Here is a 25,102-nt window from a genome sequence, read left to right on the forward strand (position 1 = left end):
AACAGACTCCCTGATCACTTGGGCCCCGGCGTGACACGAGCCGCTGGGGGGCGACGACCGCCGGGGCCCCCTTTCCCACTTGGGGATCGCATGCGCATGCGCGCCACCGTGGCAGCCCTCACCGGCGCCCTGGCCCTGTCCGCCCTCGTCGTGCCGGCCGCGCAGGCCGACGACCCGTCGTACCGACAGGCGGCGGCGGAGGCCTTCGCCGCCCATCACGGCGCCTCCTCCGCCGCGTCCACCTCCGCCCGGTCGTACGGCATCACCGCCGCCGCCGAGGGGACCATGGACGTCTCCTTCTCCAACTTCAAGATCGCCAAGGCGGTCAAGGTGGGTACCACCAACCACGTCTCCACCACGGTCACCTACAAGCTGACCCACGGCACCGACGTGGACATCCACGCCGCCGACTTCGCCACCGGCCCGTACATCTACAAGGGCGCCTTCGACACCCCGGCCAACATGCTGTTCGGGGTCTACGCGGCGACCTGCGCCGACACCTCGGCGACCACCGCGACCTGCACGGGCGACATCGACGTCTATCCGTACGACGGCGAGCTGTTCAACTCCGACGCCGGCACCTGGAAGGGCGCCGCCCTCGCCCTCGACTACACCACCGGCGACTACGCCGACCAGGGCTCGCTCGGCAGCACGCTGGTGCAGCGGTACTCCAAGCTGACGGTCAACGCCTCGCCGGAGCCGGTGAAGAAGGGCAAGACCCTCACCGTCACCGGCAAGCTCTCCCGGGCCAACTGGGAGGACAACAAGTACCACGGCTACACCGGCCAGTCGGTTCAGCTCCAGTACCGCAAGAAGAGCTCCAGCACCTACACCACCGTCAAGACGGTCAAGACCAGCTCGACGGGCACCTTGAAGACCACCGTCAAGGCATCGGCCGACGGCTACTACCGCTTCAGCTTCGCGGGCACCTCGACGACCCCGGCGGTCAAGGCCGCGGGCGACTACGTCGACGTCAAGTAAGCGACGCCGAGCAAGCAACCGACCGCCTTTCACTGGGGGAACATCCATGCGCATACGTTCCGTCGCGACCGCCGTCACCGGCGCCGTGGCCCTGTCCGCCCTCGTCGTGCCGGCCGCGCAGGCCGCGTCCACGCCGAAGGACGTCGTCCTCGGCGACACCACCATCACCAAGGTCGTCGTCGACGGCGACAACAAGGTGTCCATCGGCACCTCGGCCGCCAAGACCATCAAGGTCAGCGTGACCGCCAAGGACGACTCCGGCATCGCGAGCGCCGAGACGTTCTCGCTGTCCGGCCCCGACTACGGCTACCTGACCACCGGCAAGCCGACCTGCGCGAAGGTCAGCTCCACCACGTCCACCTGCTCCGCCACGGTCAAGGTGGCCCCGAAGGTGGACTACCTCAGCAACGCCGAGGCGGGCACCTGGTACGTGGACGCGATGATCAACGCCAACGACGAGGACTTCGTCTGGGAGGAGAAGGCCGGCTCCTTCAAGTTCCAGCGGGCCTCCCAGCTCACGGTCAACGCCTCGCCGGAGCCGGTGCAGAAGGGCAAGACCGTCACCGTCACCGGCAAGCTGTCCCGGGCCAACTGGGAGACGCTCAAGTACGCGGGCTACAGCGGCCAGTCGGTGAAGCTCCAGTACCGCAAGAAGAGCGCCGGCTCGTACACCACCGTCAAGACCGTCAAGTCCAGCTCGACGGGCGCGCTGAAGACCACCGTCAAGGCCACGGCGGACGGCTACTACCGCTTCGCCTTCGCGGGCACCTCGACCACCCCGGCGGTCAACGCCACGGGTGACTACCTCGACGTGAAGTAACTCGCCCGCCAGCACCGGCAGTTTACCTTCAGGATCACTGGGTGAACTGCCGGTGTCCGGTATCCCAAGTCTTCACAGGATGTACAACCTCCAAGGTGACCGTCAACGCCGCCCCGGAGCCGGTCAAGAAGGGCGCCACCCTCACCATCACCGGCAAGCTCACCCGCGCCGACTGGGACACCAACAAGTACGTCGGCTACGGCACCCAGTCCGTGGTCCTGCAGTACCGCCCGGCGTCCTCCACCGCCTACAGCAACGTCAAGGGCATCAAGTCGACCTCGACCGGCGCCCTGAAGACGACCGTCAAGGCCTCGGCCGACGGCTACTACCGCTTCGTCTTCAACGGTTCCGCGACCGGCGGCAAGGCCACCGCGGCCGGTGACTACATCGACGTGAAGTAACCCGCTACGAAGTAACCCGCTACCCGGGAAAGCGGCGGTCGACCAGTCTCCACAGCAGTTCCAGGGCGGCCGCCGCCACCGCCGCGATGCCGACCGCGGTCCACGGCATCGTGGTGCCGACCAGCTTCAGCGCGAAGAAGTCCTGGAGCCACGGCACCGCCAGCACCACCAGGAACCCGGCGCCCATCGCCGCCACCAGCGCGATCCGCCACCAGGTGTAGGGGCGGGCGATGATCGCCAGCACCCACAGCGAGATCAGGAACAGCGTCAGCGTCGCGGCGCTGGTCTCCGCGTCCAGCGCGCCCGGCCCGCGGTAGTGGTGCCGGGCCACCAGGTACGTCACGAAGGTCGCCGCCCCGGCCAGCACCCCGCCGGGAATCGCGTACCGCATCACCCGCCGCACGAAGTGCGGCCGGGCCCGCTCCTTGTTGGGGGCCAGGGCGAGGAAGAAGGCCGGGACGCCGATGGTGAGGGTGGACAGCAGGGTGAGGTGGCGGGGCAGGAACGGGTACTCCACCCGCGCGCACACCACCAGGACCGCCAGCAGCACCGAGTAGACCGTCTTGACCAGGAACAGCGTCGCGACGCGGGTGATGTTGCCGATCACCCGGCGGCCCTCGGCGACCACCGACGGCAGGGTGGCGAAGCTGTTGTTGAGCAGCACGATCTGCGCGACCGCCCGGGTCGCCTCCGACCCCGAGCCCATCGCCACGCCGATGTCGGCGTCCTTCAGGGCGAGCACGTCGTTGACGCCGTCGCCGGTCATCGCGACCGTGTGCCCCCGGGACTGCAGGGCGCCCACCATGTCCCGCTTCTGCTGCGGGCTGACCCGGCCGAACACCGTGTGCGCGTCGATCTCCGCGGCCATCCCGTCCCGCTCGGCGGGCAGCCGGCGCGCGTCCACCGCCGTGCCGGAGAGCCCCAGCTTGGCGGCGACCGCGCCGACCGAGACCGCGTTGTCCCCGGAGATCACCTTGGCCTGCACCTGCTGCCGGTCGAAGTAGCGCAGGGTGTCGGCGGCGTCGGCGCGCAGCCGCTGCTCCAGCACCACCAGGGCGACCGGCTCGGCGCCCTCGGCCGCCTTCGGGTCGTCCGGGCCGCGCCCGGCGGTCCGGGCCAGCAGCAGCACCCGCAGCCCCTGCTCGTTGAGCCGGCCGGTCTCCGCAAGGGCCGGGTCGTCCTCGGCCAGCAGCACGTCGGGCGCGCCCAGCAGCCAGGTGTGCGCGGTGCCGTCCGGCTCCTCGACCGAGGCGCCGCTGTACTTGCGGGCGGAGGAGAACGGAAGGGTGGCGGCCGGCCGCCACTGCCCGGCGCCCGGGTAGGCGTCGACGATCGCCCGCAGGGACGCGTTCGGGCGCGGGTCGGCGGCACCGAGCGCGCCGAGCACCCGCTGTACGTACGTCTCGTCGGCGTCGGACAGGACACGCAGCCCGGTGACGTCCATGCCGCCCTCGGTCAGCGTGCCCGTCTTGTCCAGGCAGACCGTGTCCACCCGGGCCAGGCCCTCGATCGCGGGCAGCTCCTGCACCAGGCACTGCTTGCGGCCCAGCCGGATCACGCCGATCGCGAAGGCGACCGAGGTGAGCAGCACCAGGCCCTCCGGGACCATCGGCACGATGCCGCCGACCGTGCGGGCGACGGCGTCCTTCAGGTCGTTGTCCTCGCCGACGAGCTGGCTGACGATCAGGCCGATCGCGGTCGGCACCATCATCCAGGTGACGTACTTCAGGATCGTGGAGATCCCGGAGCGCAGCTCGGAGTGGACCAGCGTGAAGCGGGACGCCTCCTCGGCCAGCTGGGCGGCGTACGCCTGCCGCCCGACCCTGGTCGCCCGGTACGCCCCGCCGCCCGCGACCACGAAGCTGCCGGACATCACCTGGTCGCCGGGGTGTTTGACCACCGGGTCGGCCTCACCGGTGAGCAGCGACTCGTCGATCTCCAGACCGTCGGTCTCCACGCACACCCCGTCGACGACCACCTTGTCGCCGGGCCCGAACTCGATCACGTCGTCCAGCACGATCTCGGATGTGCCGATCGGGGTCGCCGTCCCGTCCCGCCGCACGGCCGGCCGGGCCTCACCGATCAGGGCCAGCGAGTCCAGCGTCTTCTTCGCCCGCCACTCCTGCACGATGCCGATGCCGGTGTTGGCGAGGATGACGAACCCGAACAGGCTGTCCTGGATCGGCGCCACGATCAGCATGATCACCCAGAGCACGCCGATGATCGCGTTGAACCGGGTGAAGACGTTGGCCCGGACGATGTCCAGGGCCGACCGGCTGCTGCGCACCGGCACGTCGTTGACCCGGCCGCGCGCCACCCGGTCGGCGACCTCCGCACCGCTCAGCCCGGCCGCCGACAGGGGGAGCGGCACCGGGTGCACGGGATCGAGTTCGGCACCCGCGTCGATGTGCGTCATGCGTTCGACGGTACGTGCGGATTTGGGGCCGCACCCGGTGGAAGAGCCCAAGAAGAGCGGAAGTTCCGACCTGGGGAGGACGGCCGCCGGGGCCGGATGCTGCCGTGGTACTACGCGGCGCCCTGGCCTTCCGGCCCGCCGTCCCCCTGCCGGGCCCGCTTGAGGGCGGCGTCGCGTCCCCGGACGTACCAGATGCCGATCAGGCCGAGTCCGGCGCCGGCCAGGCAGGTCCACACCCACCACAGGTGCCCGTGGTCGTCGAACCAGCCGTAGAAGGGCAGCTGGACCAGGAAGAGGACGAACCAGATGACGGTGCCGCCGGTGATGGTGGCGACCACGGGGCCCTCCAGGGGCTCCGGCGCCTCGTGCTTCGGTGTCCACTTCGCCATGCGCACAGCTTACGAGGCACGGCCCCGGACCCGTCCGGCGCACGGGTCTACGCGCGGAGATAGCCTTATCTCCCTCATACCTTCATACTGAATCCGTTTGTAGTTGACCACTTTTATTCGTAGAAAACACCAAGTGGCTGGGTGGGGAGCCGTTCGGTGATGAGGTCTCGCATGTCCACCCCGGCCCAGCCCCCGTACGGGGCTCTCGACCGCTACTTCAAGATCTCCGAACGCGGCTCCACGCTCGCCCGCGAGGTCCGGGGCGGTCTCGCCACCTTCTTCGCGATGGCCTACATCGTCGTGCTGAACCCGATCATCCTGGGCAGCGCGAAGGACATGTACGGCCACCAGCTGGACAACGGCCAGCTGGTCACCGCGACCGCCCTGACCGCGGCGTTCACCACGCTGCTCATGGGCGTCATCGGCAACGTACCGATCGCGCTCGCCGCCGGTCTCGGCGTGAACTCCGTGGTCGCCCTCCAGCTCGCCCCCCGGATGTCCTGGCCGGACGCGATGGGCATGGTCGTGCTGGCCGGTTTCGTGGTCATGCTGCTGGTCGCCACCGGGCTGCGCGAGCGCGTCATGTCGGCCGTGCCGTACGGGCTGCGCAAGGCCATCTCGATCGGTATCGGCCTGTTCGTCATGATCGTCGGCCTGGTCGACTCCGGGTTCGTCACCCGGATGCCGGACGCCGCCCAGACCACCGTGCCGCTCCAGCTCGGCGACGGCGGCCACCTGAACGGCTGGCCGGTGCTGATCTTCGTCCTCGGCGTGCTGCTCACGCTGGCGCTGATCGTGCGCAAGACGCCCGGCGCCATCCTGATCTCCATCGTCGTGATGACGGTGATCGCGGTGGTCGTCAACCTGGTCGCCGACATCCCCTCCTGGGGCCTGACCGTCCCCGAGTGGCCCGGCAACCCGGTCTCCACCCCCGACTTCGGGCTGGTCGGCGAGGTCAGCCTGTTCGGCGGGTTCGACAAGGTCGGTGTGCTGACCGGCGTGCTGTTCGTCTTCACCGTGCTGCTGTCGTGCTTCTTCGACGCGATGGGCACGATCATGGGCGTCAGCGACGAGGCCAAGCTGACCGACGCGCAGGGCCAGATGCCGGGCATCAACAAGGTCCTGATGATCGACGGTCTGTCGGTCGCAGCGGGCGGCGCCAGCTCCTCCTCGGCCACCACCGCGTTCGTCGAGTCCACGGCGGGCGTCGGCGAGGGCGCCCGGACCGGCTTCGCCAACGTCGTCACCGGCCTGCTGTTCGCCGTCGGCCTCTTCCTCACCCCGATCGCCACGATGGTGCCGTCCCAGGCGGCCACGCCCGCGCTGATCGCGGTCGGCTTCCTGATCCTGGCCGGCTCGGTCAAGCAGATCGACTGGGCCGACTACACCATCGCCATCCCGGCCTTCGTGACGATGCTGATGATGCCGTTCACCTATTCGATCACCAACGGCATCGGCATGGGCTTCATCACCTTCACGGTGCTGCGGCTCGCGGCCGGCCGGGGCCGCGAGGTGCCGGCGGCGATGTACGTGGTCTCCGCGGTGTTCGCCTTCTACTACCTGATGCCGGCGCTGGGCCTGACCTGATCGACGCGATCGGGCCTCACGTGACCGGCCCGTAGAACCTCTCGGTCTCTTCGACGGCGGACTGGAACCGCTCGTCGAAGTCCTCGCGGATGAGCGTCCGGACGACATAGTCCTGGACGCTCATTCCGCTTTTGGCGGCCCGCTCCCGGAGCCGGCCGAGCAGCTCCCCGTCCATCCGCAGGCTGAGTACGCCGGTCTCCGCGGTCCCCGTGGTCGTCATGCCGACGAGGGTCGCCCCGGGGGCCGGGTGACACACGGCTTTCCCGCACTTGCTCACTCGTACGAGTGATGTGACGGTCGAGTGGCCGGGATCACGGGCGGTGTCGTGCCTCCCCGGGTCCCTCTCTCGGTCCCCCCGCTCCGGTTTTCCTTCGCGTATCTAATGAGTTATGCTAAGGACATGCCGGACCTCACCCACGGCGACGACGCCGCCGCCGTGAACTCCCTGCGATCCGCCGTGATGCGGCTGTCCCGTCGGCTCAAGCACCAGCGCGTCGACGAGTCGCTCAGCCCCACCGAGATGTCGGTGCTCGGCACGCTGTCCAACTGCGGCCGTGCGACCCCGGGCGAACTGGCCCGCAAGGAGCACGTCCAGCCGCCCTCGATGACCCGCATCGTGGCGCTGCTGGAGGCCAAGGGACTGGTCAGCCTGGAACCGCACCCCGAGGACCGGCGCCAGAAGGTCGTGACGCCGACCGAGCAGGCCGTGGTGATGCTTGACGAGAGCCGCCGCAAGCGGAACGCGTTCCTGGCCACGCTGGTCGACACGCTCGACGAGGACGAGTGGGCGAAGCTGCGCGCGGCCGCCCCCGTGCTGGAGAAGCTCGCGCACCAGTAACCGCTGTTTTCCGTTGCATTAACGAGGAGGCGAACGCTTTTGAGTTCGGGACCCGGAGCAGACTCCGCCCCCGCACCTGGCACCCACGACGACCCGCCCATACCCGAGACGGTCCGCAAGACCTCGATGTTCGCCTCCCTGCGAAACCGGAACTACCGCCTGTTCTTCATGGGCCAGGTCGTCTCCAACATCGGCACCTGGATGCAGCGCATCGCCCAGGACTGGCTGGTCCTGAGCCTCACCGGCTCGTCCGCCGCGGTCGGCATCACCACCGCCCTCCAGTTCCTGCCGATGCTGCTCTTCGGTCTCTACGGCGGTGTCCTCGTCGACCGCCTGCGCAAGCGCCCCACGCTGCTGGTCACCCAGTCCGCGATGGCCCTGACCGCGCTGTTCCTGGCGGTGCTCACGCTGACCGGCCATGTCCAGGTGTGGCACGTCTACGTCGCCGCCTTCGTCATGGGCCTGGCCACCGTCGTCGACAACCCGGCCCGGCAGTCCTTCGTCTCCGAGCTGGTCGGCCGCGACCAGTTGCAGAACGCGGTCAGCCTGAACTCGGCCAACTTCCAGTCCGCCCGCCTGGTCGGCCCCGCCGTCGCGGGCCTGTTGATCACCGGCATGGGCACCGGCTGGGCGTTCTTCCTCAACGGTGTCTCGTTCGTCGCCCCGCTCACCGGGCTGCTGCTGATGCGGGCCCGCGAGCTGCACGTGGTCGAGCGCGCCCCGCGCGGCAAGGGCCAGCTGCGGGAGGGCCTGCGCTACGTCGCCGGCCGCCCGGACCTGATCTGGACCATCGTGCTGGTCGGCTTCATCGGCACCTTCGGCTTCAACTTCCCGGTGTTCCTGTCCGCCTTCGCCGACGACATCTTCGACTCCGGCGCGGGCACCTACAGCCTCTTCAACACCCTGATGGCGGTCGGTTCACTGGCCGGCGCGCTGCTCGCCGCCCGGCGCGGCACCACCCGGCTGCGGGTCCTGATCGCGGCGGCGCTCGGCTTCGGCGCCCTGGAGGTGGTGGCCGCCGTCGCCCCCGACCTGTGGCTGTTCGCCCTGCTCATGGTCCCGATCGGGGTGTTCAGCATGACGGTCAACGTCACCGCCAACACCAGCATCCAGATGTCCACCGACCCGGCCATGCGGGGCCGGGTGATGTCCCTGTACATGATGGTGTTCCTGGGCGGCTCACCGGTCGGCGCGCCGATCGTCGGCTGGGTCACCGACACCTACGGCCCCCGGATCGGCTTCGCGGCCGGCGGCACGGTGGCCTTCCTGGCGGCCGCGGTGACCGGCGTCATCCTGGGCCGGCTGGGCAACCTGCGGCTCGCGGTGGGCTGGCACCACGGCCACCCGCAGGTGCGGTTCGTGCCGCGCGGCGGGCGGGAGGAGCTGGCACCGGCGGCGTGACGCTCCTCAGTCCCTGGGGAACCCGTCGGTCTTCAGGACCAGGCCGACGGGGGAGTCGGTGAGGTCGATGTCCTCCCCGAACCCGAAGCTGACACTGCCGTGGTAGGTGCCGTCCTTGGGCAGCGTGTGCAGGTGCCACTGGCCGGTGTACGGGTCGACGATCAGGTAGACCGGTACGCCGGCGGTGGCGTAGGTGTCCTTCTTGGGGCCGTAGTCGTTGGCGGCGGTGTCCTTGGAGATGACTTCGGCGACGAACTCGACGTCCTGGTAGCGCCAGCGACCCCTGCTCTCCACGCTGCCGTCGGCGATGGCAGCCACGTCACACGCGAAACCGTTCAGCCGTCCCGGAAAGTCGATCCGTACGTCCGAGGCAAGATGCTCGACCGAGTACCTGGCATTCAGCTGCTGCAGAATCCTGAAGATGATCTCGAAGTGAGTCCGTCGCTGTGGCGACATGAAGATGTTCCCCCCGATGATCTCAACCTTGGTTCCCTCGGGGACGGGCAATGTCGCGAGCCACTCGAACATGACGTCCAACGTCAGCTCGCCGCTCTCCTCGGCCATCTCGATCCTGTCTGCAAGGACGGTCATCGTGGCGCTCCTCCCCGGCCGCCGCTCGATACGGGCAGCCGCGCAGTACAACGATACGCACGGTGACCAGGACACGCCGGGCAGACTGAGCCCCATGAGACTCTTCGCCGCCGTGCTGCCGCCGGAGGACGCCGTCCGGGAGCTGGCCGTCGAGGTGGACCGGCTGCGGGCGCTGCCCGGCGCCGACCGGCTGCGCTGGACCGGCCGCCCCGGCTGGCACTTCGCCCTCGCCTTCTACGGCGAGGTCGACGACACCCTCGTCCCCGAACTGTCGCAGCGGCTGGCGCGGGCCGCGCACCGCACGCCGCCGTTCGCGCTGGCGCTGCGCGGCGGCGGCCAGTTCGGGCACGGCCGGGCGCTGTGGGCCGGCGCGGCCGGGGACCTGCCGGTGCTGCGGCTGCTGGCGGAGCGGGCCGAGGCGGCGGGGCGGAAGGCGGGCGTGGACATGGGCGGGCACCGCCGGTACACCCCGCATCTCACTGTGGCCCGCAGCCGGGAGCCGTTCGAGGCGGGGCCGTACCTGGCGGTGCTGGACGACTTCGCCGGGCGGACCTGGACGGTGACCGAGCTGGCCGTGGTCCGCAGCAACCTCCCCGGCTCCGGGGTGCCGGGCGAGCAGCCCCGGTACGAGACGCTGGTCCGGCTGCCCCTGGGGTGAGGTCAGGGCCAGACGGTGGCGGTGGCCCGGAAGGTCTCGGCGTCGCTCTCCTGCGGCAGTACGCACACCAGGTGCCCGCCGGGCGCGCGCAGCACATGGCACTCCTGCCACCGCGCGACCGGCTCCGCCCCCAGCCCGGTCAGCCGCGCGACCTCCGCCTCGATGTCGTCGGTCTCGATGTCCAGGTGCATGCGCGGCGCGTCGTCGACCGCCTGCACGGCGCTGACCAGCCCCGGCAGGGCGCCCGGCAGGCTGGTGAACTGGGGCGCCGGCGCGAACGGCCGGGCCTCGACGCCGAGCGCCGCCGCCCAGAACCGAGCCGCCCGGGCGGCCTCGGCCTCGGGCGCGTCGATGATGACGGCGTACACGCGGCTGCTGTGCATCGGACGTGTCCTTCCTGGACCCGGGGTCGGTGCAGTGCCCGGCGAAGAATTAGGCTCGGTGCCGTGGACCCGAAAACCCGGAACCGGATCATGGCCGGTGTGCTTGTGCTGATGCTCGTGGTGGTGGCGGTGGCGGCGGCGCTCGGAAACTAGCCGCGCTGCCGCCGCCGCCCGCCTTCCTGGCGGGGGACTACCAGGCGAAGGCCTCCGGAGCGGGCCCCGGGCCGGGGAAGATCTCGTCCAGCCCGGTCAGCAGCTCCTCGGACAGTTCCAGCTCGACGGCGCGCAGCGCGGAGGCGAGCTGGTCGGCGGTGCGCGGGCCGACGATCGGGCCGGTCACGCCGGGCCGGGTGAGCAGCCAGGCCAGCGCGGCCTCGCCGGGTTCGATCCCGTGCTTGTCGAGCAGGTCCTCGTACGCCTGGATCTTCGCCCGGGAGGCCGGGTCGGCCAGCGCGTCGGCGGCCCGGCCGCCCGCCCGGCGCCCGCTGGTGGCCTCCTTCTTCAGGATGCCGCCCAGCAGACCGCCGTACAGCGGCGACCAGGGGATGACACCGAGGCCGTACTCCTGGGCGGCCGGGATGACCTCCATCTCGGCGCGGCGCTCGGCCAGGTTGTACAGGCACTGCTCGCTGACCAGGCCGATGGTGCCGCCGCGGCGCGCGGCCAGCTCGTTGGCCTGGGCGATCTTGTAGCCGGGGAAGTTGGAGGAGCCGACGTACAGGATCTTGCCCTGCTGGATCAGGACGTCGATGGCCTGCCAGATCTCGTCGAACGGGGTGGCGCGGTCGACGTGGTGGAACTGGTAGACGTCGATGCGGTCGGTCTTCAGCCGCTTGAGGCTGGCGTCCACGGAGCGCCGGATGTTCACGGCGGAGAGCTTGTCGTGGTTGGGCCAGGCCGGCCCGTCGTCCAGGGCCATGTTGGCGTACATCTTGGTGGCCAGGACGGTCTTGTCCCGGCGGTCGCCGCCCTTGGCGAACCAGTTGCCGATGATCTCCTCGGTGCGGCCCTTGTTGGCGCCCCAGCCGTAGGCGTTGGCGGTGTCGAAGAAGTTGACGCCCGCGTCCAGCGCGGCATCCATGATCGTGTGGCTGTCGGCCTCGTCGGTCTGCGGGCCGAAGTTCATGGTCCCGAGGACGAGGCGGCTGACCTTGAGTCCGGTGCGTCCGAGCTGCGTGTACTTCATGGTCCCCAAGCCAACGACTTGGAGTGCGCTCCAGGCAAGCGGGGGCGTGCGGTCAGTCGCGGGGGAAGGCGTCGGTCCGCAGGGTGAGGCCGAGGTGGGTGGTCGTCATGTCGACGTCCCCGCCGTACTCGACGGACGTGTCGCTTACGTAAGTCCCTTCCTTGGGCTGGGTGAACAGGCGGCACCTGCCGACGTACGGATCGGCGACGAGATAGACCGGTACCTCCGCGAGGGCGTAGGCGGTCTTCTTGGGCCCGTAGTCGTTTCGCGCTGTGTCCTTCGAGATGACCTCGGCGATGAACTCGACGTCCTCGTACCGCCACCTGCCGGTCTCGTCCTTCTGGGCTCCTTCCTTGATCTTTGCCACATCCGGGCAGAATCCGTTCTCCCGACCGGGAAAGTCGATGCGGACGTCCGAGAACAGCCTGGCCTGCCGCCCGAAGCGGTCTTCCAAAGCCCAGATGATCATGCGGATGGTTTCCCAGCGGATGTCCCGCTGCGGCGCCATGTAGACGGCTCCCCCGACGATTTCGACCTTGTAACCCTCGGGGACGGGCATGTTCTCGAGTCGCTCGAACATGTCGTCGAGTCGACGCGTATTGTCGATCTCGGCCATCGCGATCCTGTCGTCAAGGACGGTCATCGTGGCGCTCCTCCCCGGCAGCCCACTGACCGGAAACCACCGCGCAGTACAACGATACGCACGGCGACCGGGACACGGGTCACCCGGCGTACGGCCCGCCCAGCCCCCACCCCTGCTCCATGGCGTCCGCGAACGCCCCCGCGATCCGGTGCTCGCCGCTCGGGCCGGGGTGCGTCCCGTCGTACGTGTCGCTGTGGACGTCGTACGCGGGCGGGACCGAGGCCAGGAGGATCGGTGAGCGGGGCTCGTCCAGGTCGGCGGCGGCCTTGGCGAGCAGGTCGTTGAAGAGGGTGACCTGGGCGCCGAAATCGGGGTCCTGCTGGGCGCGGATGTTGGGGATCACCGGGAGCAGGACCATGCGGACCCGGGGCCGGGCGGCCCGCGCCTCGGCCACGAAGCGGCGCACGTTGCCGGCCGTCTGCTCCGCGTTCGTGTAGAAGCCGAGGTCGATCAGGCCGAGGGCGACGAGCAGCACGTCCGCGCGGTGCGCCCGGACCGCCTCGCCGATCAGCGGGGCCATGTGCAGCCAGCCCTCGCCCCAGCCGGCCAGGTGGGCGCGCGGGAAGCCGGGGTCGGCGTAGGCGAGGGAGGTGGGCGCGTCGGCGGCCTTGTCGTACAGCGTCTCGCGCGGGCCGACGAAGGTGAACGGACCGCCGTACTCCGCGCACAGGTGCTGCCACAGCCGGTAGCGCCAGGTGTGGTCGCCCGCGCTCCCGATCGTCTGGGAGTCACCGACGGGCATGAACCTGAGCATCCGTACATCATGGACGATCGCCGGCCCTGTCACGAACACCCGTCCGGGATGGCAGGCTTGGCCCCATGCGCCGATCCCTCACCTTCCTCGCCGCGATCCTCCTCACGGGGGCGTGCGCCGTACCCGCCTTCGCCGTCGACGGGGACGAGGGGTTCACCATCAGCGACTCGCGGATCACCGAGTCCAGCGGCCTGGCCGCCTCCCGGCTGCACCCCGGCATCTACTGGACCCACAACGACCAGGACACCGGCCCGTACATCTACGCGGTGGACGGTTCGACGGGCAGGACGGTCGCCCGGGTCTCGCTGGCCGGCATCGGCACCCCGCGCGACGTCGAGGCGATCTCCATCGGGCCGGACAACCGGATCTACGTCGGTGACATCGGGGACAACCTCGGCGGCACCTGGCCGTATGTGTGGATCTACGAGCTGCCCGAGCCGACGGAGCTGAAGGACCAGACGGTCGAGGCGAAGCAGTACGTGGTGAAGTACGCGGACGGCGCGCGGGACGCCGAGTCGATGGTGGTCCACCCGAAGACCGGCCGGGTCTACATCATCGACAAGAACGAGGACGGCGGGCACCTGTACGAGGGGCCGGCGGAGCTGTCCACGTCGGGCACGAACGTCTTCACGCGCACGGCGGCGGTCGACCTGTGGGCCACGGATGCGGCGTTCTCGCCGGATGGGAAGCAGTTGACGGTGCGGGGTTACCTCGGCGGTCTGTACTACGACTGGAACGACGGGAAGATCACCCGCAAGGGCCGGATCAGCGTGCCGCTGGGGCAGGGCGAGTCCGTCACCTACACGGTGGACGGCAAGAAGCTGCTGCTCGGCATGGAGGGCTCCGACAGTGTGGTGAAGGCGCAGGACGTGCCGGGCGGGAGCGCCGGGTCGTCTTCGGGGGCGGGCGGGAGTTCGACGGCCTCGGCCTCGGGCGGGGGCTCGGGCGACGACGGCAAGACGCTGAAGATCGGCGGGGCAGTCGGGCTGCTGGCGGTGCTGGTGCTGGTGTTCGGGGGGCGGCGGCTGTTCCGGCGGTCATGACGGCAGGGGGCAGGGGAGCTCCGGGCGGGTGCGGTGCGGGGAGCAGGTAACGAGGGTGAGGGATAGGTAGGCGGGGCGCTCCAGGTAGAAGCCGAGCGCGATGTCGCCGCCGGTGGTGAGGCGGGCGGTGGCGGCGGTGACGTGGGCGGTCAGGCGGCGGGGGGCGCGGTGCGCTTCGGTGGCGAACCGGGGCGCGTACTCGGTGAGCCGGTCGCGCAGCCAGGCCGCCGCGCTGGCGGCCTCGTCCCAGGTGCCGTGGATCAGGGCGGGCGGTTTGAGCAGCCAGTACGCCGGTTCCAGCGGTGGGAGGTCGGATGCGGGAAACGCCGTGGCCACCTCGCGGTAGCGCTGGACCAGTTCCGGGCGGCTGTCGGGCGGGGGCGGGCCGGGGTGCGGCGGGCGGCGCAGGGCCTCCTGGTCGAAGCGGGCCTTGGGGCCGGTCCAGAGGTAGCCGTGGTGGTGCACCGGAGTGGCTGAGGCTCAGAGGGGCAGCCCGAAGCGGGCGGGGTCGATACCGGCGACGGCCAGCTCCTCCGAGCTGAACCGCAGGGGCGACAGGTCGGGCCGCTTGCTGTCCCCGAGGGCCCAGGCGTCCGCACCGATCCGGGCGAGGGTGAGACAGCCTTCGCTGCACGGGCCTCCGCAGGCTTGGACGAAGGTGGCGGTGGTGATGTCGAGGGCGTAGAGGTCGGGGGTGTTCGGCATGGGGGTGCCTTCCGTCTGGCCCTGTAGGGGCGGGGGTCGGTCGTCTGGCGATGACCGTAGGAGGGAAGGGCGTGGCAACCGGGTCGAATATTCTCGACTATTCTCGCGCGGTCACTCTGAATGCATGGACTTTCACTCAGAGTCCCCGGAATGCTGGCTGCGTACGAGATTCGTCGACACCCAGGGGGTGGTTGTGCGTGGCGCGCAGGTTGCGGTTCAACGGGACCGGGAGCGGTGAGGGCGGATGCCCGTCCGTGCATGAAGATCTGGACAGTGGTGAGGTGATCGTGCATGGTCCTCCGCTCACCGATCCGGAGGAGATCGCGCAGCTCCAGCGATTGTCGGAGGGGGAAGTCGCGATCGTGGTTCCGCGGGACCTGTTGACCGACTGGGCTCCGAAGGACCGAACGAGGAAGGCGCGGACGATCGGTCTGGAGGAGTTCAGCGATTTGTTCGGCAAGTTCGAGCACACCGCATGGCGACTGGAGACGCGCAGCCGGTACGCGAGTGACGAAGCGACCGACACCTATCGTCAGTTCGTGGAGACCGGCCGGGTCGACTGGACCTTCGATCACCCGTACTGCAAGACGATCCGCGAGCAGACGGACCTGGGCAAGCGTGTGGAACGCGTGCGCATCGTGGATCAGCCGCCGACCACTGGCCAGCTCTACCTCCTCGACAACGCCAAGCGGAACAGCGGCATGGGGGAGGACATCCGCAACCTGTGGCGTGCCGACGCCGACCGGCTGCGGCTGCCCGCAGAAGACTTCTGGCTGTTCGACAGCCGTCTCGTCGCGCTCCTGCGCTTCGACGACGACGATCAGCTCACCCACGTCGACCTGATCACGGAGCCGGCCGAGGTGGTGCGGTGCTCGATGATCAGGGATGCTGCATGGCATTACGCCGTGCCGTGGGAGGAGTTCACGGCCGGAATGTAGGCGACAGAGCGGGTACCGGTGAGCACGGACTATCAGAGGGCGCGTGAGGAACTTGGCCGCAGACTGAGAGAGCTGCGTGTCGAAAGCCCTCATGGCCGGCTCACCGGCACCGACCTTGCGCGGCGGCTCCAGTGGCCCCAGTCGAAAGTCAGCAAGCTGGAGAACGGCAGGCAAACGCCCACGGATGACGATCTACTGGCGTGGGCCGAGGCTGTGGGGCAGCCCGCTGCCGTCTCCGAGCTACAAGCCCGGCTGAAGGGGTTCGAAAGCCATATTCGTTCCTGGCAGCGACAGTTGTCCGCAGGACATGCGCCGGTCCAGGAAGGATGGAACACCCTCATTGGCGAGGCGCGGACCTTGCACGCATGGGACAACTTCGTGGTCAACGGCATGCTGCAGACCGCTGACTACGCGCGGAACCTCTTCGAGCGCTACGCGGAATTCCGACGTTCCCCACGGGACGCGGAAGACGCGGTGCGAGCCCGCATGAAGCGGCAGGAATGGCTGTACCGGCCGGGCAAGCAACTGCACACGCTCATGTGGGAGGGGACGCTGTGGACTCGGACGTGCCCGCCCGAGGTGCTGGCGGCCCAGTTGGACCGATTGCTGGGAGTGGTGGGCATGGACACCGTCCGTCTTGGCATCGTGCCCCTGGACGCGGAGCTGCGGTTGCCGCCGGCGAACGGCTTCTGGCTCCTGGACGACCGGCTGGCCGCCGTCGAGAACTGGCACGCCGAACTCTGGCTCGACGACGCCGAGACGATCGCGCTGTACCGGCGGGTCTGGGACACCTTCGCGGAGGCTGCCGTCTTCGGGGCGGAGGCCCAGCGGGTGATCGCGAAGGTGCGCCGGAGTATCCAGGTGTGAGCCGCGGCTCTCAGTCGAGGCAGAACTCGTTGCCCTCGACGTCCTGCATGACCAGGCAGGACTCGTTGAATCCGTCGGCACGCAGCAGGTGTACGCGGGTCGCGCCGAGGGCGACCAGCCGCTCGCACTCCGCCTCCAGCGCGGCGACGCGTTCGTCGCCGACCAGGCCGGTGCCGACGCGTACGTCGAGGTGGACGCGGTTCTTGACGACCTTGCCCTCGGGGACGCGCTGGAAGAACAGGCGGGGGCCGACGCCCTCGGGGTCCATACAGGCGAATGCCGAGCCCTGGCGCTCGGGCGGCAGCGACTGGTCGAAGGCGGCCCAGCTGTCGAATCCCGGCGGGGGCGGCGGGACGACGTATCCCAGCACCTCGCACCAGAAGCGGGCGACGCGTTCGGGGTCGGCGCAGTCGAAGGTGACCTGGACCTGCTTGATCGACGTCATCCGGTCACCATAGGGCGCGGGCTGCTGACCGGCATCCGGATTCGCCGGCGACACTCAGGGTCGGAGGACGTACGGGCGCACCACGTCGTCGTCCGTCGACCAGGAAGCGTGCGGTACCGGGGCGGTGGCCTGCGCCTCCCCCTGCGGGAACGGCAGGTAGCGGCCGGCCGCGCGGCAGCGTTTGTGCCAGCGGCGCCAGCGGGCGTCGTGGGGCGTCGGCAGCCGCCAGACGTACGGGTCGGGGGTGCGGACCGGTGCGTCCGGGAGAGGGCGCGGGCGGGCAACGGCGTCACGGAGTCGGCGGAACACAGGTCTCCCACCTCGCCCACACGCACTTCGCGTACGTCTCCTGACGGCATCCCCACGCATCGGCCAAGGCCGCGACCAGGGCGAGTCCGCGTCCGCCTTCCTCGTCGGGGGCGGAGTCGTGGAGGCGCGGGAGCCGGTCCCGGTCGGGGTCGGAGACCTCAAGGAGCAGTTCCGTGCCGTCGAGCGCCAGTATCACCCGCACCTGGGCGTGGGAGACGCGGCAGTGGGCCACGGCGTTGGTGACGAGTTCATTGGCCAGCAGGGTGACCAACTCGGCCTGCTCGCCGCTGACTCCCCAGTCGGCGAGCGCTTTGCGCAGACGGTGGCGGGCCGTCGGCACGTGTCGTCTGTGTTTGGGGATGCGGAAGGTTTCGGTTGTCGGCATGCGGTGAAGGTAGGGCCGCATGCTGGCCAGGTGCAAGGCTTCCAACTGAATGTATTCACCTGTCCACTCGATCGAGTGAAGGAGTCTCAGGGCTTGCGTCTTGTGTGGCAGGGTTGCCTGCGAAGAGGGGAGTACTCATGCCCGCAGGTGGACGACCGACCGTACGCAGCAGGCGTCTGGGCATGGCGCTCAGGCAGTACCGGCAGGCCGCGAAACTCGATCAGCCGCAGGCTGCGGAGATCATCGCCGCAAGTCAGGCACGAATCAGCCGACTTGAAAGCGGACATGTCACCGCACGTGTCATCGAAGTGCGGTTGTTGCTGGATGCCTACGGCGTCGATGATCCGGTAGTGCGTGCCAAGTTGGAGGAACTGGCGAAGCACTCGAAGAACCGGGGATGGTGGCTGGAACATGCCGCGCATCTGCGGCCGGACTACCTCGACCACATCGCACTGGAAGACGACGCGACCTACATCCGGGAGTGGCAGCCGGTCATGGTGCCGGGACTCCTGCAGACTCCGACCTACGCGGCGGCAACCATCGCCGACGGCCCTCACTACATGGACCCCGAGCGTGTCGCTCAGTTGGTGAGGGTACGCGTAGGACGGCAAGCCAAGATCGAGGAGGGCGGAACCTCCTACACCGCCGTCGTCTCCGAGGGGGTCATCGCGCATCCTCTGGTAAGCGTCGAAACCCATCGGGAGCAATTGGCTGCGCTCCTGGAAATCGGGCAGCGGAAGAACGTCACCCTTCAAGTGCTGCCGTTCAGCGCGGGCGTCCTGGTCGGTTACACATCCGCCTTCTCTTCCTTCAGCTTCGACGAGGAGCCAACCGTCGAAGCGGTCACCATGGACAACCTTCGAGGAACGTCGGTCCTCGAAGGCGCCGAGGATCTGGCGGCTTACGCCAACGCGTACGACCTACTACGATCGTCAGCGTTGGCACCGGACGCGAGTGCGAAGCTCATCCGGGGCATACTGCGGACCTTGAAGGAAGACGCATAGTGACCGAGGTTGTAAGCCCCTTCTGGAAGTCGTCGTACTCGGGGCAAGAGAACAACTGCGTCGAGGTCGCCGATACGGCTCCCGGCGGCCGAGCCGTCCGCGACAGCAAGCAGCAGAGCGGCCCATTCCTTACGGTGTCTCGTCAGAGTTGGAACGTCTTCCTTAGTCAATTCGCGTAGGAGGTCACACTGTGACCGCACTTGTAGGCCCCTTCCGTAAGTCCTCCTACTCACAGGCGGAGAGCAACTGCGTCGAAGTGGCCCCCACAGCCGCCCGAGGCCGAGCCGTCCGCGACAGCAAGCAGCATGAGGGCGGCCCCCTCCTCACCGTCTCCCGGGAGAGCTGGCGCGCTTTCGTTCGGCAGTTCGCGTAACGCGTCTCAGAAGCCGTTCAGCGCGACGGTCAGGTCGGAGACGAACGTCCGCCATGACGGGATCTCGCCGACCGGACCGTCGCGGTCCAGTAGGTCGAGGAGCCGGTGCCGGTTGCGGGGGAACCGCTGCTGCAACTCCGTCAGGCGCCGCCCCTTGCAGCCGCTCGCCTTGGCCAGGGTCTCCTTGAGGCGTTGCTTGGGGTCGGCAATGCGTTCCACGGACGTCGGCTTCGGCAGGTCCAGCGGGACGCGTCCGCGTGGGTTGCCGGCCACCTCCCGGATGGCCTGCTCATCCAGGAGCAGCCACGCCTCAAGCATCCGTACGGGGACGACCGGCACGTGTGCCAGTCCCGGCCACTGCGTGTGAACGGCCTCCGTGATCTCCGCTTTGCGGACCTCCGGCGGCCCGTTGTCCGCATCGCGTTGGACCACCGCCACGTCGTAGGGACCACCGAGTTCCCTGGCGGCGCGGAGTTTGTCGGAGACGGAGTGGCCCACGGCCGACCGCAGCCAGCGCAGATCCGGTGCGCTCACGGTGACCGGTACCCCCTGGTCGGCCGCGATGCCCTCGACATGGCTCACCAACCCCTGGTCGCTGCTGCCCTCGCTCAGGAACAGGACCCGTACCGTCATGCCGCACGTCCGTCCAGGTTCAGGGTGAGCTGCGCGTCGGGCGGTGCCTCCAGGTAGGGGAGGATGTCCAGTTTGGTGACGTAGTCGCCGGCCGTGTCCGACGCCCGCCAGGTGCCGGTCAGTGGGCGGAGCCGCAGCCGCCGGGTCACTTGGCCGTTGGAGGTGCGGTAGGCGGAGGTGTCCGCGAACAGCAGGTCCTGGGCGTCGACGAGTTGGACGACACCGGGTGAGTGGGTGTTGATGAGGACCTGGCGGAAGGGGTTGTCGTCGCCCGGAGTTTCCCGCGGGTCGACCGCGAGGTCGCGTACCAGGTCCACCATCGCGGAGAGGTTCGCTGGATGGATGCCGTTCTCCGGTTCCTCCATGCACACCAGGCCGCGGATCTCGGGGTCCTCCAGCAGCACGCACAGGGCCAGGAACCGCAGCGTTCCCTCGGACAGGCTCCGGGCGGGCAACACCATCCCGCTGATCTCGTGCAGCCGGACGGTGAGCAGTTCCCGTACGTCGTCCTCCTGCACGTCGAGCGTGCGGACCTGGAGGCCGGACAGGTCCGACAGACGGCCGGCCACCTGTGAGTAGAGCCGGGCGGGGTCGTCGGGAGACGTGTGCAGGGCGATGCGGAACAGGGTGCCGGGCAGGTGGAGTCCGTCGGGTCCCATCGACCGGGGAGCGGTGTAGCCGTCCGAGCTGCGCAGCGCGGACGGTTCCAGGGCGAGCCGCCGCCAGGACTGCATCTCCCGGCGGACGGCCAGGATGGTCGGATCGTCGCTCGTGTTGACCGTCGACACGACGGTGGCACGGGCCCGGGAGGCGGCGGCGGGCCGGGGCTGGCCGCGGCTGCCGCCGTCCTGGTGGATGCGGATCACCGACTCGGGGCCCTCGACCGTGGTCGAGATGTAGGAGACGCCCGAGCGCCGCCCAGTGACCACGGCGTCGCGGAACTGCGCCTTGGAATGCGGGAAGCGCAGCCGTGACCGGGCGTCCCCCTGTTTGATGTGGCGCAGGCTCTCGTGCACCAGGGACAGCCGGCCGATCTTCTCCGCGCCCTTGGGCGGCTCGTAGCCGAGTTCGAGTTCGTAGCGGAGGAACGAGGTGGTCGGTCTGGCCGGGCGGCCGAAGTCGTCCTCGACCTCCTGCGGCGGCACCAGCATCTCCGCCGCGAACCGCATGCGGTGCGTTCCGTCGTCGTACCCGTTCCAGAACAGGTCGCGGGCGTCGCCGTGCCGTTCGCCGTGGGTGCCCCGTACCTCCTGGGCCGCCTCCATCAACGGCCGGTCGGCGAGCAGGCTCAGGAACTGGATCGCGTCGAAGACGTTCGACTTGCCCGTGCCGTTCTCGCCCGCGATGCAGGTGAACGGGCCCAGCTCGACGGTCAGGTCCAGGAGGTTCTTGAACCCGTCGACCTCTAGCCGTGTGAGCATCCGTCCTCCCAGGTGGTGCGGCCGGTCCCTGCACCGGCCGGAACAGCGTCCTCAGCAGCATAGATGCCGAAAGGGCGCCCGGCGTGCTGCTCTGCCGGGCGCCCTTCGCGCTGTGTACGCCGAGAAGTCAGAGCTTCTCGATCACGTAGTCGACGCACTTCGTCAGGGCCTCGACGTCCGCCGGGGCGATCGCCGGGAACATCGCGACGCGGAGCTGGTTGCGGCCCAGCTTGCGGTACGGCTCGGTGTCGACGATGCCGTTGGCGCGGAGTGCCTTGGCGACGGCGGACGCGTCGATGTCGTCGGAGAAGTCGATCGTGCCGATGACCTGGGAGCGCTTGGCCGGGTCCGAGACGAACGGGGTCGCGTACTTGGATTCGTCGGCCCAGGTGTAGAGGCGGGTCGAGGAGTCCTTCGTGCGGGACGTGGACCAGTCCAGGCCGCCCTGGCCGTTCAGCCATTCCAGCTGGTCGTTCAGGAGGAACAGGGTGGCCAGGGCCGGGGTGTTGTAGGTCTGGTTCTTGCGGGAGTTGTCGATCGCCGTGGGGAGCGAGAAGAACTCCGGGATGTGGCGGCCCGATGCGTGGATGCGCTCGGCGCGTTCGATCGCGGCGGGGGAGAAGATGCCGATCCACAGGCCGCCGTCGGAGGCGAAGGACTTCTGGGGGGCGAAGTAGTAGACGTCCGTTTCGGACACATCGACCGGGAGGCCGCCGGCGCCGGATGTGGCGTCGACCAGGACGAGGGAGTTGTCGTCGGCGCCCGGTACGCGCTTGATGGGCATCGCGACGCCGGTCGACGTCTCGTTGTGGGTGTAGGCGTAGACGTCGACGCCGGACTCGGCCTCGGGGGACGGGTGCGTGCCGGGGTCGGAGGAGATGACCGTCGGGTCCGCCAGCCACGGGGCCAGCTTGGACGCCTTGGCGAACTTGGAGCTGAACTCGCCGAAGGTCAGGTGCTGCGACTTGTTCTCGATCAGGCCGTGGGTCGCGATGTCCCAGAAGGCCGTGGAGCCGCCGTTGCCGAGGACGACCTCGTAGCCCTCGGGGAGGCCGAACAGGTCGCTGATGCCCTCGCGGACCTTGCCGACCAGGTTTTTCACCGGGGCCTGGCGGTGGGACGTGCCCATGAGGGAGGTGCCGGTGGCGGCGAGGGCGTCCAGCGCCTCCGTCCGCACCTTGGAGGGACCCGCGCCGAAACGTCCGTCCGCGGGCTTGATGTCAGAAGGAATCCGGATCTCAGCCACGTGGCCGAGGGTATCCGTTGCGGGAAACCTGGGCGAAACGTCGTCCGTCGGGTGAGACGGTCAGGAAGACGTCAGGAAGACATGGCGGGCGTGGCGGAGAACGTCACCGGCAGGCTCGTCAGGCTGCGCATCCACGGTGACTCGCGGCGGCGCAGGGAAGCGACGGGTACGGCGAGGTCGATGTCCGGGAGCCGGTCCAGGATCACCTCGATGCCGGTACGGGCGATGACCTCCGCGATCTCCTGGGCCGGGAACGGGCAGCGGTGCTTCCCGTGGCTGAAGGAGAAGTGCGCGTTGTTGCCGCCGGTCAGCGTCGAGCCGTCGGTGCGGACCTGGGGGTCGGAGTTGGCGCCCTGCAGGCCGAGGATCAGCAGGTCGCCGGCGTCGACGCGGCGCCCGCCCAGGGTGGTGTCGCGGGTGGCGTAGCGGCCCGGCATGTTCTGGGTGGGGGTCTGCTCCCACAGGACCTCGTTCATCGCCTCGCCGACGCTGCTGCGGCCGCCGAACATCGAGGCCGCGAAGCGGTGGTCGGTCAGCATCAGGTGCAGGGACGTGCCGATCCAGTCGGCGGTGGGCTGGTGGCCCGCCGACATCAGGATCATCAGGTCCTGGACCAGTTCCTCGTCCGTGAAGTCGGACCGGGCCTCGATCATGCGGGAGACCACGTCGTCGGCGGGGGACGTCTTGCGGTCGGCGACGAGGGCCTGGCAGGAGTCGTGCAGATGCTTCTGGCCGGCCAGCGCGCGGTCGCCCGCGTTGATCATGTCGGTCATCGAGGTGACCAGGGCCAGGCCCTCCGCGTCCGACCAGCCGTACAGGTGGGCCAGCACGCGGACCGGGAGCAGCATGGCGTACTCGTTGACGAGATCGGCGCCGCCGCGGCCGCAGAACGCGTCGATCAGCTCGTCCGCGAAACGCTCGGAGTCGGCGCGCAGGACCGCCGGGTCGACACCGTCCAGGGCGTCGCTGAGCATGCCCGAGCGGCGGCGGTGGCGTTCGCCGACGGTGTAGAGGATGGACGGCTGGCCGCGGTTGATGACCGGGCGCAGCGGCCAGTCGTCCGGCACGTTGTCCCACTGGTTCCACAGCTCGGAGTCCCGGCTGTACAGCTCCGGGTCGCCGGTGACCTGGTGCAGCTCGCGGTAGCCGATCACCAGCCAGGCCGGGATGCCGCCGTCGAGCAGCACCGGGGCCACCGGGCCGTGCTCGCGCCGCATCGCCCGGTAGAGGTCGGCCGGTTCCTCGTGGGATCCGGGGCCGCGAAGGGGGAGGGGGCTCACACCAGCTCCTGGGTGGATTGTGCGGGGGTGGCGGCGGGGGTGGAAGCGGTCCTCGCGTAGCGGGTGTAGACGTGTTCCACCAAGGTGATCAGGATTTCCTTGGCCGACTCGCGCGAGCGGGCGTCGCAGCGCAGCAGCGGGACGTGCGGGTCCAGGTCGAGCGCCTCGCGGATCTGGGCCGGGGCGAAGTCGGGGCCGCCGAAGTCGTTCAGGGCGACCACGAACGGCGTGCCGTTCCGTTCCAGGCGGTCGATGGCGTACCAGGAGTCGTCGATCCGCCGGGTGTCGACCAGTACGACGGCGCCCAGCGTGCCGTAGAAGAGGCGGTCCCACAGGAACCAGAAACGTTCCTGCCCCGGGGCGCCGAACAAGTACAGGACGTTGCGGGCGTCCAGCGTGATGCGGCCGAAGTCGAAGGCGACCGTGGTGGTGGTCTTGCCGTGCACGCCGGTCAGGTCGTCGACCGTGGCGCCGGCCTGGGTCATCGTCTCCTCGGTGTTCAGGGGACGGATCTCACTGACCGAACGGACCAGGGTCGTCTTGCCGACGCCGAAGCCGCCCACGATCACGATCTTGAGGCCGTTGTCGACGGAGGCGCCGAGCGGCGCGCTCGCTCTAGAGGTTGCGGAGTCCAACGAGCACCTGCTCCAGGATTTCGGGATCGGGTAGGGCTTCCTGACGGGGGTGACGGGCGCTGACGCGGCCCGCGTCCAGCAGGTCGGTCAGCAGGATCTTGGTGATGCCGACGGGCAGCCGCAGCTCGGCGGCGATCTCCACGACGGCCGTCGGGCGCTCGGTCATCCGCAGGATCGCGGTGTGCTCCGACTGCATGCCGGGGACCGGGTCGCACTCGGCGACGACCAGGGTCACCAGGTCGAACGGGTTGTCCGCGTGCGTCTTGCTGCGGCCGCCGGTGAGGGTGTAGAGGCGGTCGGGGGCGTCGTCCCGGCCGGGCCTGCCGCCGGGACCGTTCATGATGTGCGGGGCCGGGCGGTCAGGTGCTCGCCGAGCTGCTCGACGAGCTCGCTCATGTTGTGGCCGACCAGTCCGGCGTCCGCGTCCTCGGCGGTGACCACGGCCAGGTGGGCGCCCTCGCCGGCCTCGACGATGAACAGCACCCCGCCGTAGAACTCGGCCATCGCGCTGCGGACTCCTCCGGTGCCGTCGCCGAACTCCATGGAGGCGCCGTGCGACAGGGACTGGATGCCGGCCGCGATCGCGGCGAGCTGGTCGGCCTGGTCCGCGGTCAGCTCCGGGGTGCGGCACAGTTTCAGGCCGTCCCGGGACAGCACGAGGGCGTGCCGCGCGCCGGGGGTGCGCTGGAGCAGGCCCTCTATCAGCCACGTGAGTTTGTCATCGGCGGTCGTCGTGCCGGTCATGAGCGTGGTGTCGCCTTCCGGGTGGG

The 25,102-nt window shown here is 69.5% G+C and carries 32 protein-coding genes and 1 pseudogene; 13 read left to right on the top strand and 20 right to left on the bottom strand.

Annotation, left to right across the window (positions count from 1 at the left end):
• Window positions 1–90: 90 nt before the first annotated feature.
• The 3 genes and pseudogenes from AB0G32_RS01100 to AB0G32_RS01110 all read left to right on the top strand — a co-directional run.
• Window positions 91–981, top strand: a complete 891-nt coding sequence (locus AB0G32_RS01100; protein WP_361156359.1) for a hypothetical protein — start codon at window positions 91–93, stop codon at window positions 979–981.
• Window positions 982–1,027: 46 nt separating this feature from the next.
• Window positions 1,028–1,801 carry a calcium-binding protein gene (locus AB0G32_RS01105; RefSeq protein WP_361156362.1) on the top strand — a complete coding sequence of 258 codons (774 nt, stop codon included), beginning with the start codon at window positions 1,028–1,030 and terminating at the stop codon, window positions 1,799–1,801.
• A gap of 89 nt (window positions 1,802–1,890) precedes the next feature.
• A pseudogene (locus AB0G32_RS01110) lies at window positions 1,891–2,202 on the top strand (calcium-binding protein); the annotation flags it as partial.
• A 19-nt stretch (window positions 2,203–2,221) separates the two neighbouring features.
• Here AB0G32_RS01110 and AB0G32_RS01115 read toward each other — a convergent pair.
• Window positions 2,222–4,618 carry an HAD-IC family P-type ATPase gene (locus AB0G32_RS01115; protein ID WP_361156364.1) on the bottom strand — a complete coding sequence of 799 codons (2,397 nt, stop codon included), beginning with the start codon at window positions 4,616–4,618 and terminating at the stop codon, window positions 2,222–2,224.
• Window positions 4,619–4,728: 110 nt separating this feature from the next.
• A complete protein-coding gene (locus tag AB0G32_RS01120; RefSeq protein WP_361156367.1) occupies window positions 4,729–5,007 on the bottom strand; it encodes a DUF2530 domain-containing protein in 279 nt (92 codons plus the stop codon).
• 159 nt (window positions 5,008–5,166) lie between these two features.
• Here AB0G32_RS01120 and AB0G32_RS01125 point away from each other — a divergent pair, with 159 nt between their 5' ends.
• The gene (locus AB0G32_RS01125; protein ID WP_361156370.1) at window positions 5,167–6,594 is read left to right on the top strand and encodes an NCS2 family permease; all 1,428 of its coding nucleotides are present in this window, start codon (window positions 5,167–5,169) and stop codon (window positions 6,592–6,594) included.
• A gap of 16 nt (window positions 6,595–6,610) precedes the next feature.
• On the opposite strand, the gene AB0G32_RS01130 is transcribed toward AB0G32_RS01125, so the two are convergent.
• Window positions 6,611–6,814 (bottom strand): ribbon-helix-helix protein, CopG family, encoded by a 204-nt coding sequence (locus tag AB0G32_RS01130; RefSeq protein WP_361156372.1) that lies wholly within the window; start codon window positions 6,812–6,814, stop codon window positions 6,611–6,613.
• Between the two features lie 180 nt (window positions 6,815–6,994).
• On the opposite strand from AB0G32_RS01130, the gene AB0G32_RS01135 reads away from it, so the two are divergent.
• On the top strand, window positions 6,995–7,432 hold the full coding sequence (locus AB0G32_RS01135) for a MarR family transcriptional regulator (RefSeq protein ID WP_361156374.1): 438 nt from the start codon (window positions 6,995–6,997) through the stop codon (window positions 7,430–7,432).
• A gap of 39 nt (window positions 7,433–7,471) precedes the next feature.
• A complete protein-coding gene (locus tag AB0G32_RS01140; RefSeq protein ID WP_361156377.1) occupies window positions 7,472–8,833 on the top strand; it encodes an MFS transporter in 1,362 nt (453 codons plus the stop codon).
• Between the two features lie 6 nt (window positions 8,834–8,839).
• Here AB0G32_RS01140 and AB0G32_RS01145 read toward each other — a convergent pair whose 3' ends face one another.
• Window positions 8,840–9,424, bottom strand: a complete 585-nt coding sequence (locus tag AB0G32_RS01145) for a Uma2 family endonuclease (RefSeq protein WP_361156379.1) — start codon at window positions 9,422–9,424, stop codon at window positions 8,840–8,842.
• 94 nt (window positions 9,425–9,518) lie between these two features.
• On the opposite strand from AB0G32_RS01145, the gene thpR reads away from it, so the two are divergent.
• Window positions 9,519–10,082 carry an RNA 2',3'-cyclic phosphodiesterase gene (gene thpR / locus AB0G32_RS01150; protein WP_361156381.1) on the top strand — a complete coding sequence of 188 codons (564 nt, stop codon included), beginning with the start codon at window positions 9,519–9,521 and terminating at the stop codon, window positions 10,080–10,082.
• A 2-nt stretch (window positions 10,083–10,084) separates the two neighbouring features.
• Here the strand turns inward: thpR and AB0G32_RS01155 are convergent, their stop codons facing one another.
• The 4 genes from AB0G32_RS01155 to AB0G32_RS01170 all read right to left on the bottom strand — a co-directional run bounded on the left by AB0G32_RS01155 (window position 10,085) and on the right by AB0G32_RS01170 (window position 13,048).
• The gene (locus AB0G32_RS01155) at window positions 10,085–10,465 is read right to left on the bottom strand and encodes a VOC family protein (RefSeq protein ID WP_361156383.1); all 381 of its coding nucleotides are present in this window, start codon (window positions 10,463–10,465) and stop codon (window positions 10,085–10,087) included.
• A 190-nt stretch (window positions 10,466–10,655) separates the two neighbouring features.
• Window positions 10,656–11,651 carry an aldo/keto reductase gene (locus tag AB0G32_RS01160; protein ID WP_361156385.1) on the bottom strand — a complete coding sequence of 332 codons (996 nt, stop codon included), beginning with the start codon at window positions 11,649–11,651 and terminating at the stop codon, window positions 10,656–10,658.
• 52 nt (window positions 11,652–11,703) lie between these two features.
• Window positions 11,704–12,294, bottom strand: a complete 591-nt coding sequence (locus AB0G32_RS01165; RefSeq protein ID WP_361156387.1) for a Uma2 family endonuclease — start codon at window positions 12,292–12,294, stop codon at window positions 11,704–11,706.
• A gap of 79 nt (window positions 12,295–12,373) precedes the next feature.
• Entirely contained in the window at window positions 12,374–13,048 is a 675-nt protein-coding gene (locus tag AB0G32_RS01170) for a GDSL-type esterase/lipase family protein (RefSeq protein WP_361156390.1), read from the bottom strand.
• A 65-nt stretch (window positions 13,049–13,113) separates the two neighbouring features.
• On the opposite strand from AB0G32_RS01170, the gene AB0G32_RS01175 reads away from it, so the two are divergent.
• Window positions 13,114–14,091 (top strand): WD40 repeat domain-containing protein, encoded by a 978-nt coding sequence (locus AB0G32_RS01175; protein ID WP_361156392.1) that lies wholly within the window; start codon window positions 13,114–13,116, stop codon window positions 14,089–14,091.
• On the opposite strand, the gene AB0G32_RS01180 is transcribed toward AB0G32_RS01175, so the two are convergent.
• Complete coding sequence (locus tag AB0G32_RS01180; RefSeq protein ID WP_361156395.1) at window positions 14,086–14,556, bottom strand: hypothetical protein; 471 nt, start codon at window positions 14,554–14,556, stop codon at window positions 14,086–14,088. The two genes, AB0G32_RS01175 and AB0G32_RS01180, sit on opposite strands and share 6 nt — an antisense overlap.
• A 15-nt stretch (window positions 14,557–14,571) precedes the next feature.
• Window positions 14,572–14,796 (bottom strand): DUF397 domain-containing protein, encoded by a 225-nt coding sequence (locus tag AB0G32_RS01185; protein WP_361156397.1) that lies wholly within the window; start codon window positions 14,794–14,796, stop codon window positions 14,572–14,574.
• 197 nt (window positions 14,797–14,993) lie between these two features.
• Here AB0G32_RS01185 and AB0G32_RS01190 point away from each other — a divergent pair, with 197 nt between their 5' ends.
• Both AB0G32_RS01190 and AB0G32_RS01195 read left to right on the top strand, forming a co-directional pair.
• Entirely contained in the window at window positions 14,994–15,734 is a 741-nt protein-coding gene (locus tag AB0G32_RS01190) for a DUF6879 family protein (protein ID WP_361156399.1), read from the top strand.
• 18 nt (window positions 15,735–15,752) lie between these two features.
• Window positions 15,753–16,601, top strand: a complete 849-nt coding sequence (locus AB0G32_RS01195; RefSeq protein ID WP_361156402.1) for a helix-turn-helix transcriptional regulator — start codon at window positions 15,753–15,755, stop codon at window positions 16,599–16,601.
• 10 nt (window positions 16,602–16,611) lie between these two features.
• Here AB0G32_RS01195 and AB0G32_RS01200 read toward each other — a convergent pair whose 3' ends face one another.
• Genes AB0G32_RS01200 through AB0G32_RS01210 form a run of 3 tightly spaced genes read right to left on the bottom strand, consistent with a single transcriptional unit; the run spans window position 16,612 to window position 17,740 of the window.
• Complete coding sequence (locus AB0G32_RS01200) at window positions 16,612–17,046, bottom strand: VOC family protein (protein ID WP_361156405.1); 435 nt, start codon at window positions 17,044–17,046, stop codon at window positions 16,612–16,614.
• Between the two features lie 54 nt (window positions 17,047–17,100).
• Complete coding sequence (locus AB0G32_RS01205; RefSeq protein ID WP_361156407.1) at window positions 17,101–17,355, bottom strand: hypothetical protein; 255 nt, start codon at window positions 17,353–17,355, stop codon at window positions 17,101–17,103.
• Window positions 17,336–17,740, bottom strand: coding sequence for an ATP-binding protein (locus tag AB0G32_RS01210; RefSeq protein ID WP_361156408.1), 405 nt, complete (start codon window positions 17,738–17,740; stop codon window positions 17,336–17,338). The genes AB0G32_RS01205 and AB0G32_RS01210 overlap by 20 nt, the downstream gene beginning before the upstream one ends.
• Window positions 17,741–17,877: 137 nt before the next feature.
• Here AB0G32_RS01210 and AB0G32_RS01215 point away from each other — a divergent pair, with 137 nt between their 5' ends.
• The 3 genes from AB0G32_RS01215 to AB0G32_RS01225 are packed head-to-tail and all read left to right on the top strand — an operon-like array spanning window position 17,878 to window position 19,117.
• Complete coding sequence (locus tag AB0G32_RS01215; protein ID WP_361156410.1) at window positions 17,878–18,744, top strand: helix-turn-helix transcriptional regulator; 867 nt, start codon at window positions 17,878–17,880, stop codon at window positions 18,742–18,744.
• Window positions 18,744–18,923, top strand: a complete 180-nt coding sequence (locus AB0G32_RS01220) for a DUF397 domain-containing protein (protein WP_361156413.1) — start codon at window positions 18,744–18,746, stop codon at window positions 18,921–18,923. Before AB0G32_RS01215 ends, AB0G32_RS01220 begins: the two co-directional genes overlap by 1 nt.
• A gap of 11 nt (window positions 18,924–18,934) precedes the next feature.
• The gene (locus AB0G32_RS01225; protein WP_361156416.1) at window positions 18,935–19,117 is read left to right on the top strand and encodes a DUF397 domain-containing protein; all 183 of its coding nucleotides are present in this window, start codon (window positions 18,935–18,937) and stop codon (window positions 19,115–19,117) included.
• 6 nt (window positions 19,118–19,123) lie between these two features.
• On the opposite strand, the gene AB0G32_RS01230 is transcribed toward AB0G32_RS01225, so the two are convergent.
• The 7 genes from AB0G32_RS01230 to AB0G32_RS01260 all read right to left on the bottom strand — a co-directional run bounded on the left by AB0G32_RS01230 (window position 19,124) and on the right by AB0G32_RS01260 (window position 25,076).
• Window positions 19,124–19,750, bottom strand: coding sequence for a hypothetical protein (locus AB0G32_RS01230; protein WP_361156418.1), 627 nt, complete (start codon window positions 19,748–19,750; stop codon window positions 19,124–19,126).
• A complete protein-coding gene (locus AB0G32_RS01235) occupies window positions 19,747–21,171 on the bottom strand; it encodes an AAA family ATPase (RefSeq protein WP_361156420.1) in 1,425 nt (474 codons plus the stop codon). Before AB0G32_RS01235 ends, AB0G32_RS01230 begins: the two co-directional genes overlap by 4 nt.
• A 127-nt stretch (window positions 21,172–21,298) precedes the next feature.
• Entirely contained in the window at window positions 21,299–22,417 is a 1,119-nt protein-coding gene (gene serC / locus AB0G32_RS01240; protein ID WP_361156423.1) for a phosphoserine transaminase, read from the bottom strand.
• Window positions 22,418–22,488: 71 nt separating this feature from the next.
• Complete coding sequence (locus AB0G32_RS01245; RefSeq protein WP_361156426.1) at window positions 22,489–23,697, bottom strand: cytochrome P450; 1,209 nt, start codon at window positions 23,695–23,697, stop codon at window positions 22,489–22,491.
• Window positions 23,694–24,332 carry an ATP/GTP-binding protein gene (locus AB0G32_RS01250; protein ID WP_361156429.1) on the bottom strand — a complete coding sequence of 213 codons (639 nt, stop codon included), beginning with the start codon at window positions 24,330–24,332 and terminating at the stop codon, window positions 23,694–23,696. Before AB0G32_RS01250 ends, AB0G32_RS01245 begins: the two co-directional genes overlap by 4 nt.
• Complete coding sequence (locus AB0G32_RS01255; RefSeq protein WP_361156431.1) at window positions 24,313–24,672, bottom strand: DUF742 domain-containing protein; 360 nt, start codon at window positions 24,670–24,672, stop codon at window positions 24,313–24,315. The genes AB0G32_RS01250 and AB0G32_RS01255 overlap by 20 nt, the downstream gene beginning before the upstream one ends.
• Window positions 24,669–25,076, bottom strand: a complete 408-nt coding sequence (locus AB0G32_RS01260; RefSeq protein WP_361156433.1) for a roadblock/LC7 domain-containing protein — start codon at window positions 25,074–25,076, stop codon at window positions 24,669–24,671. The genes AB0G32_RS01255 and AB0G32_RS01260 overlap by 4 nt, the downstream gene beginning before the upstream one ends.
• Window positions 25,077–25,102: the final 26 nt, after the last annotated feature.

Origin of the sequence: Streptomyces sp. NPDC023723 (assembly GCF_040639815.1) — a bacterium.
GTDB lineage: Bacteria > Actinomycetota > Actinomycetes > Streptomycetales > Streptomycetaceae > Streptomyces.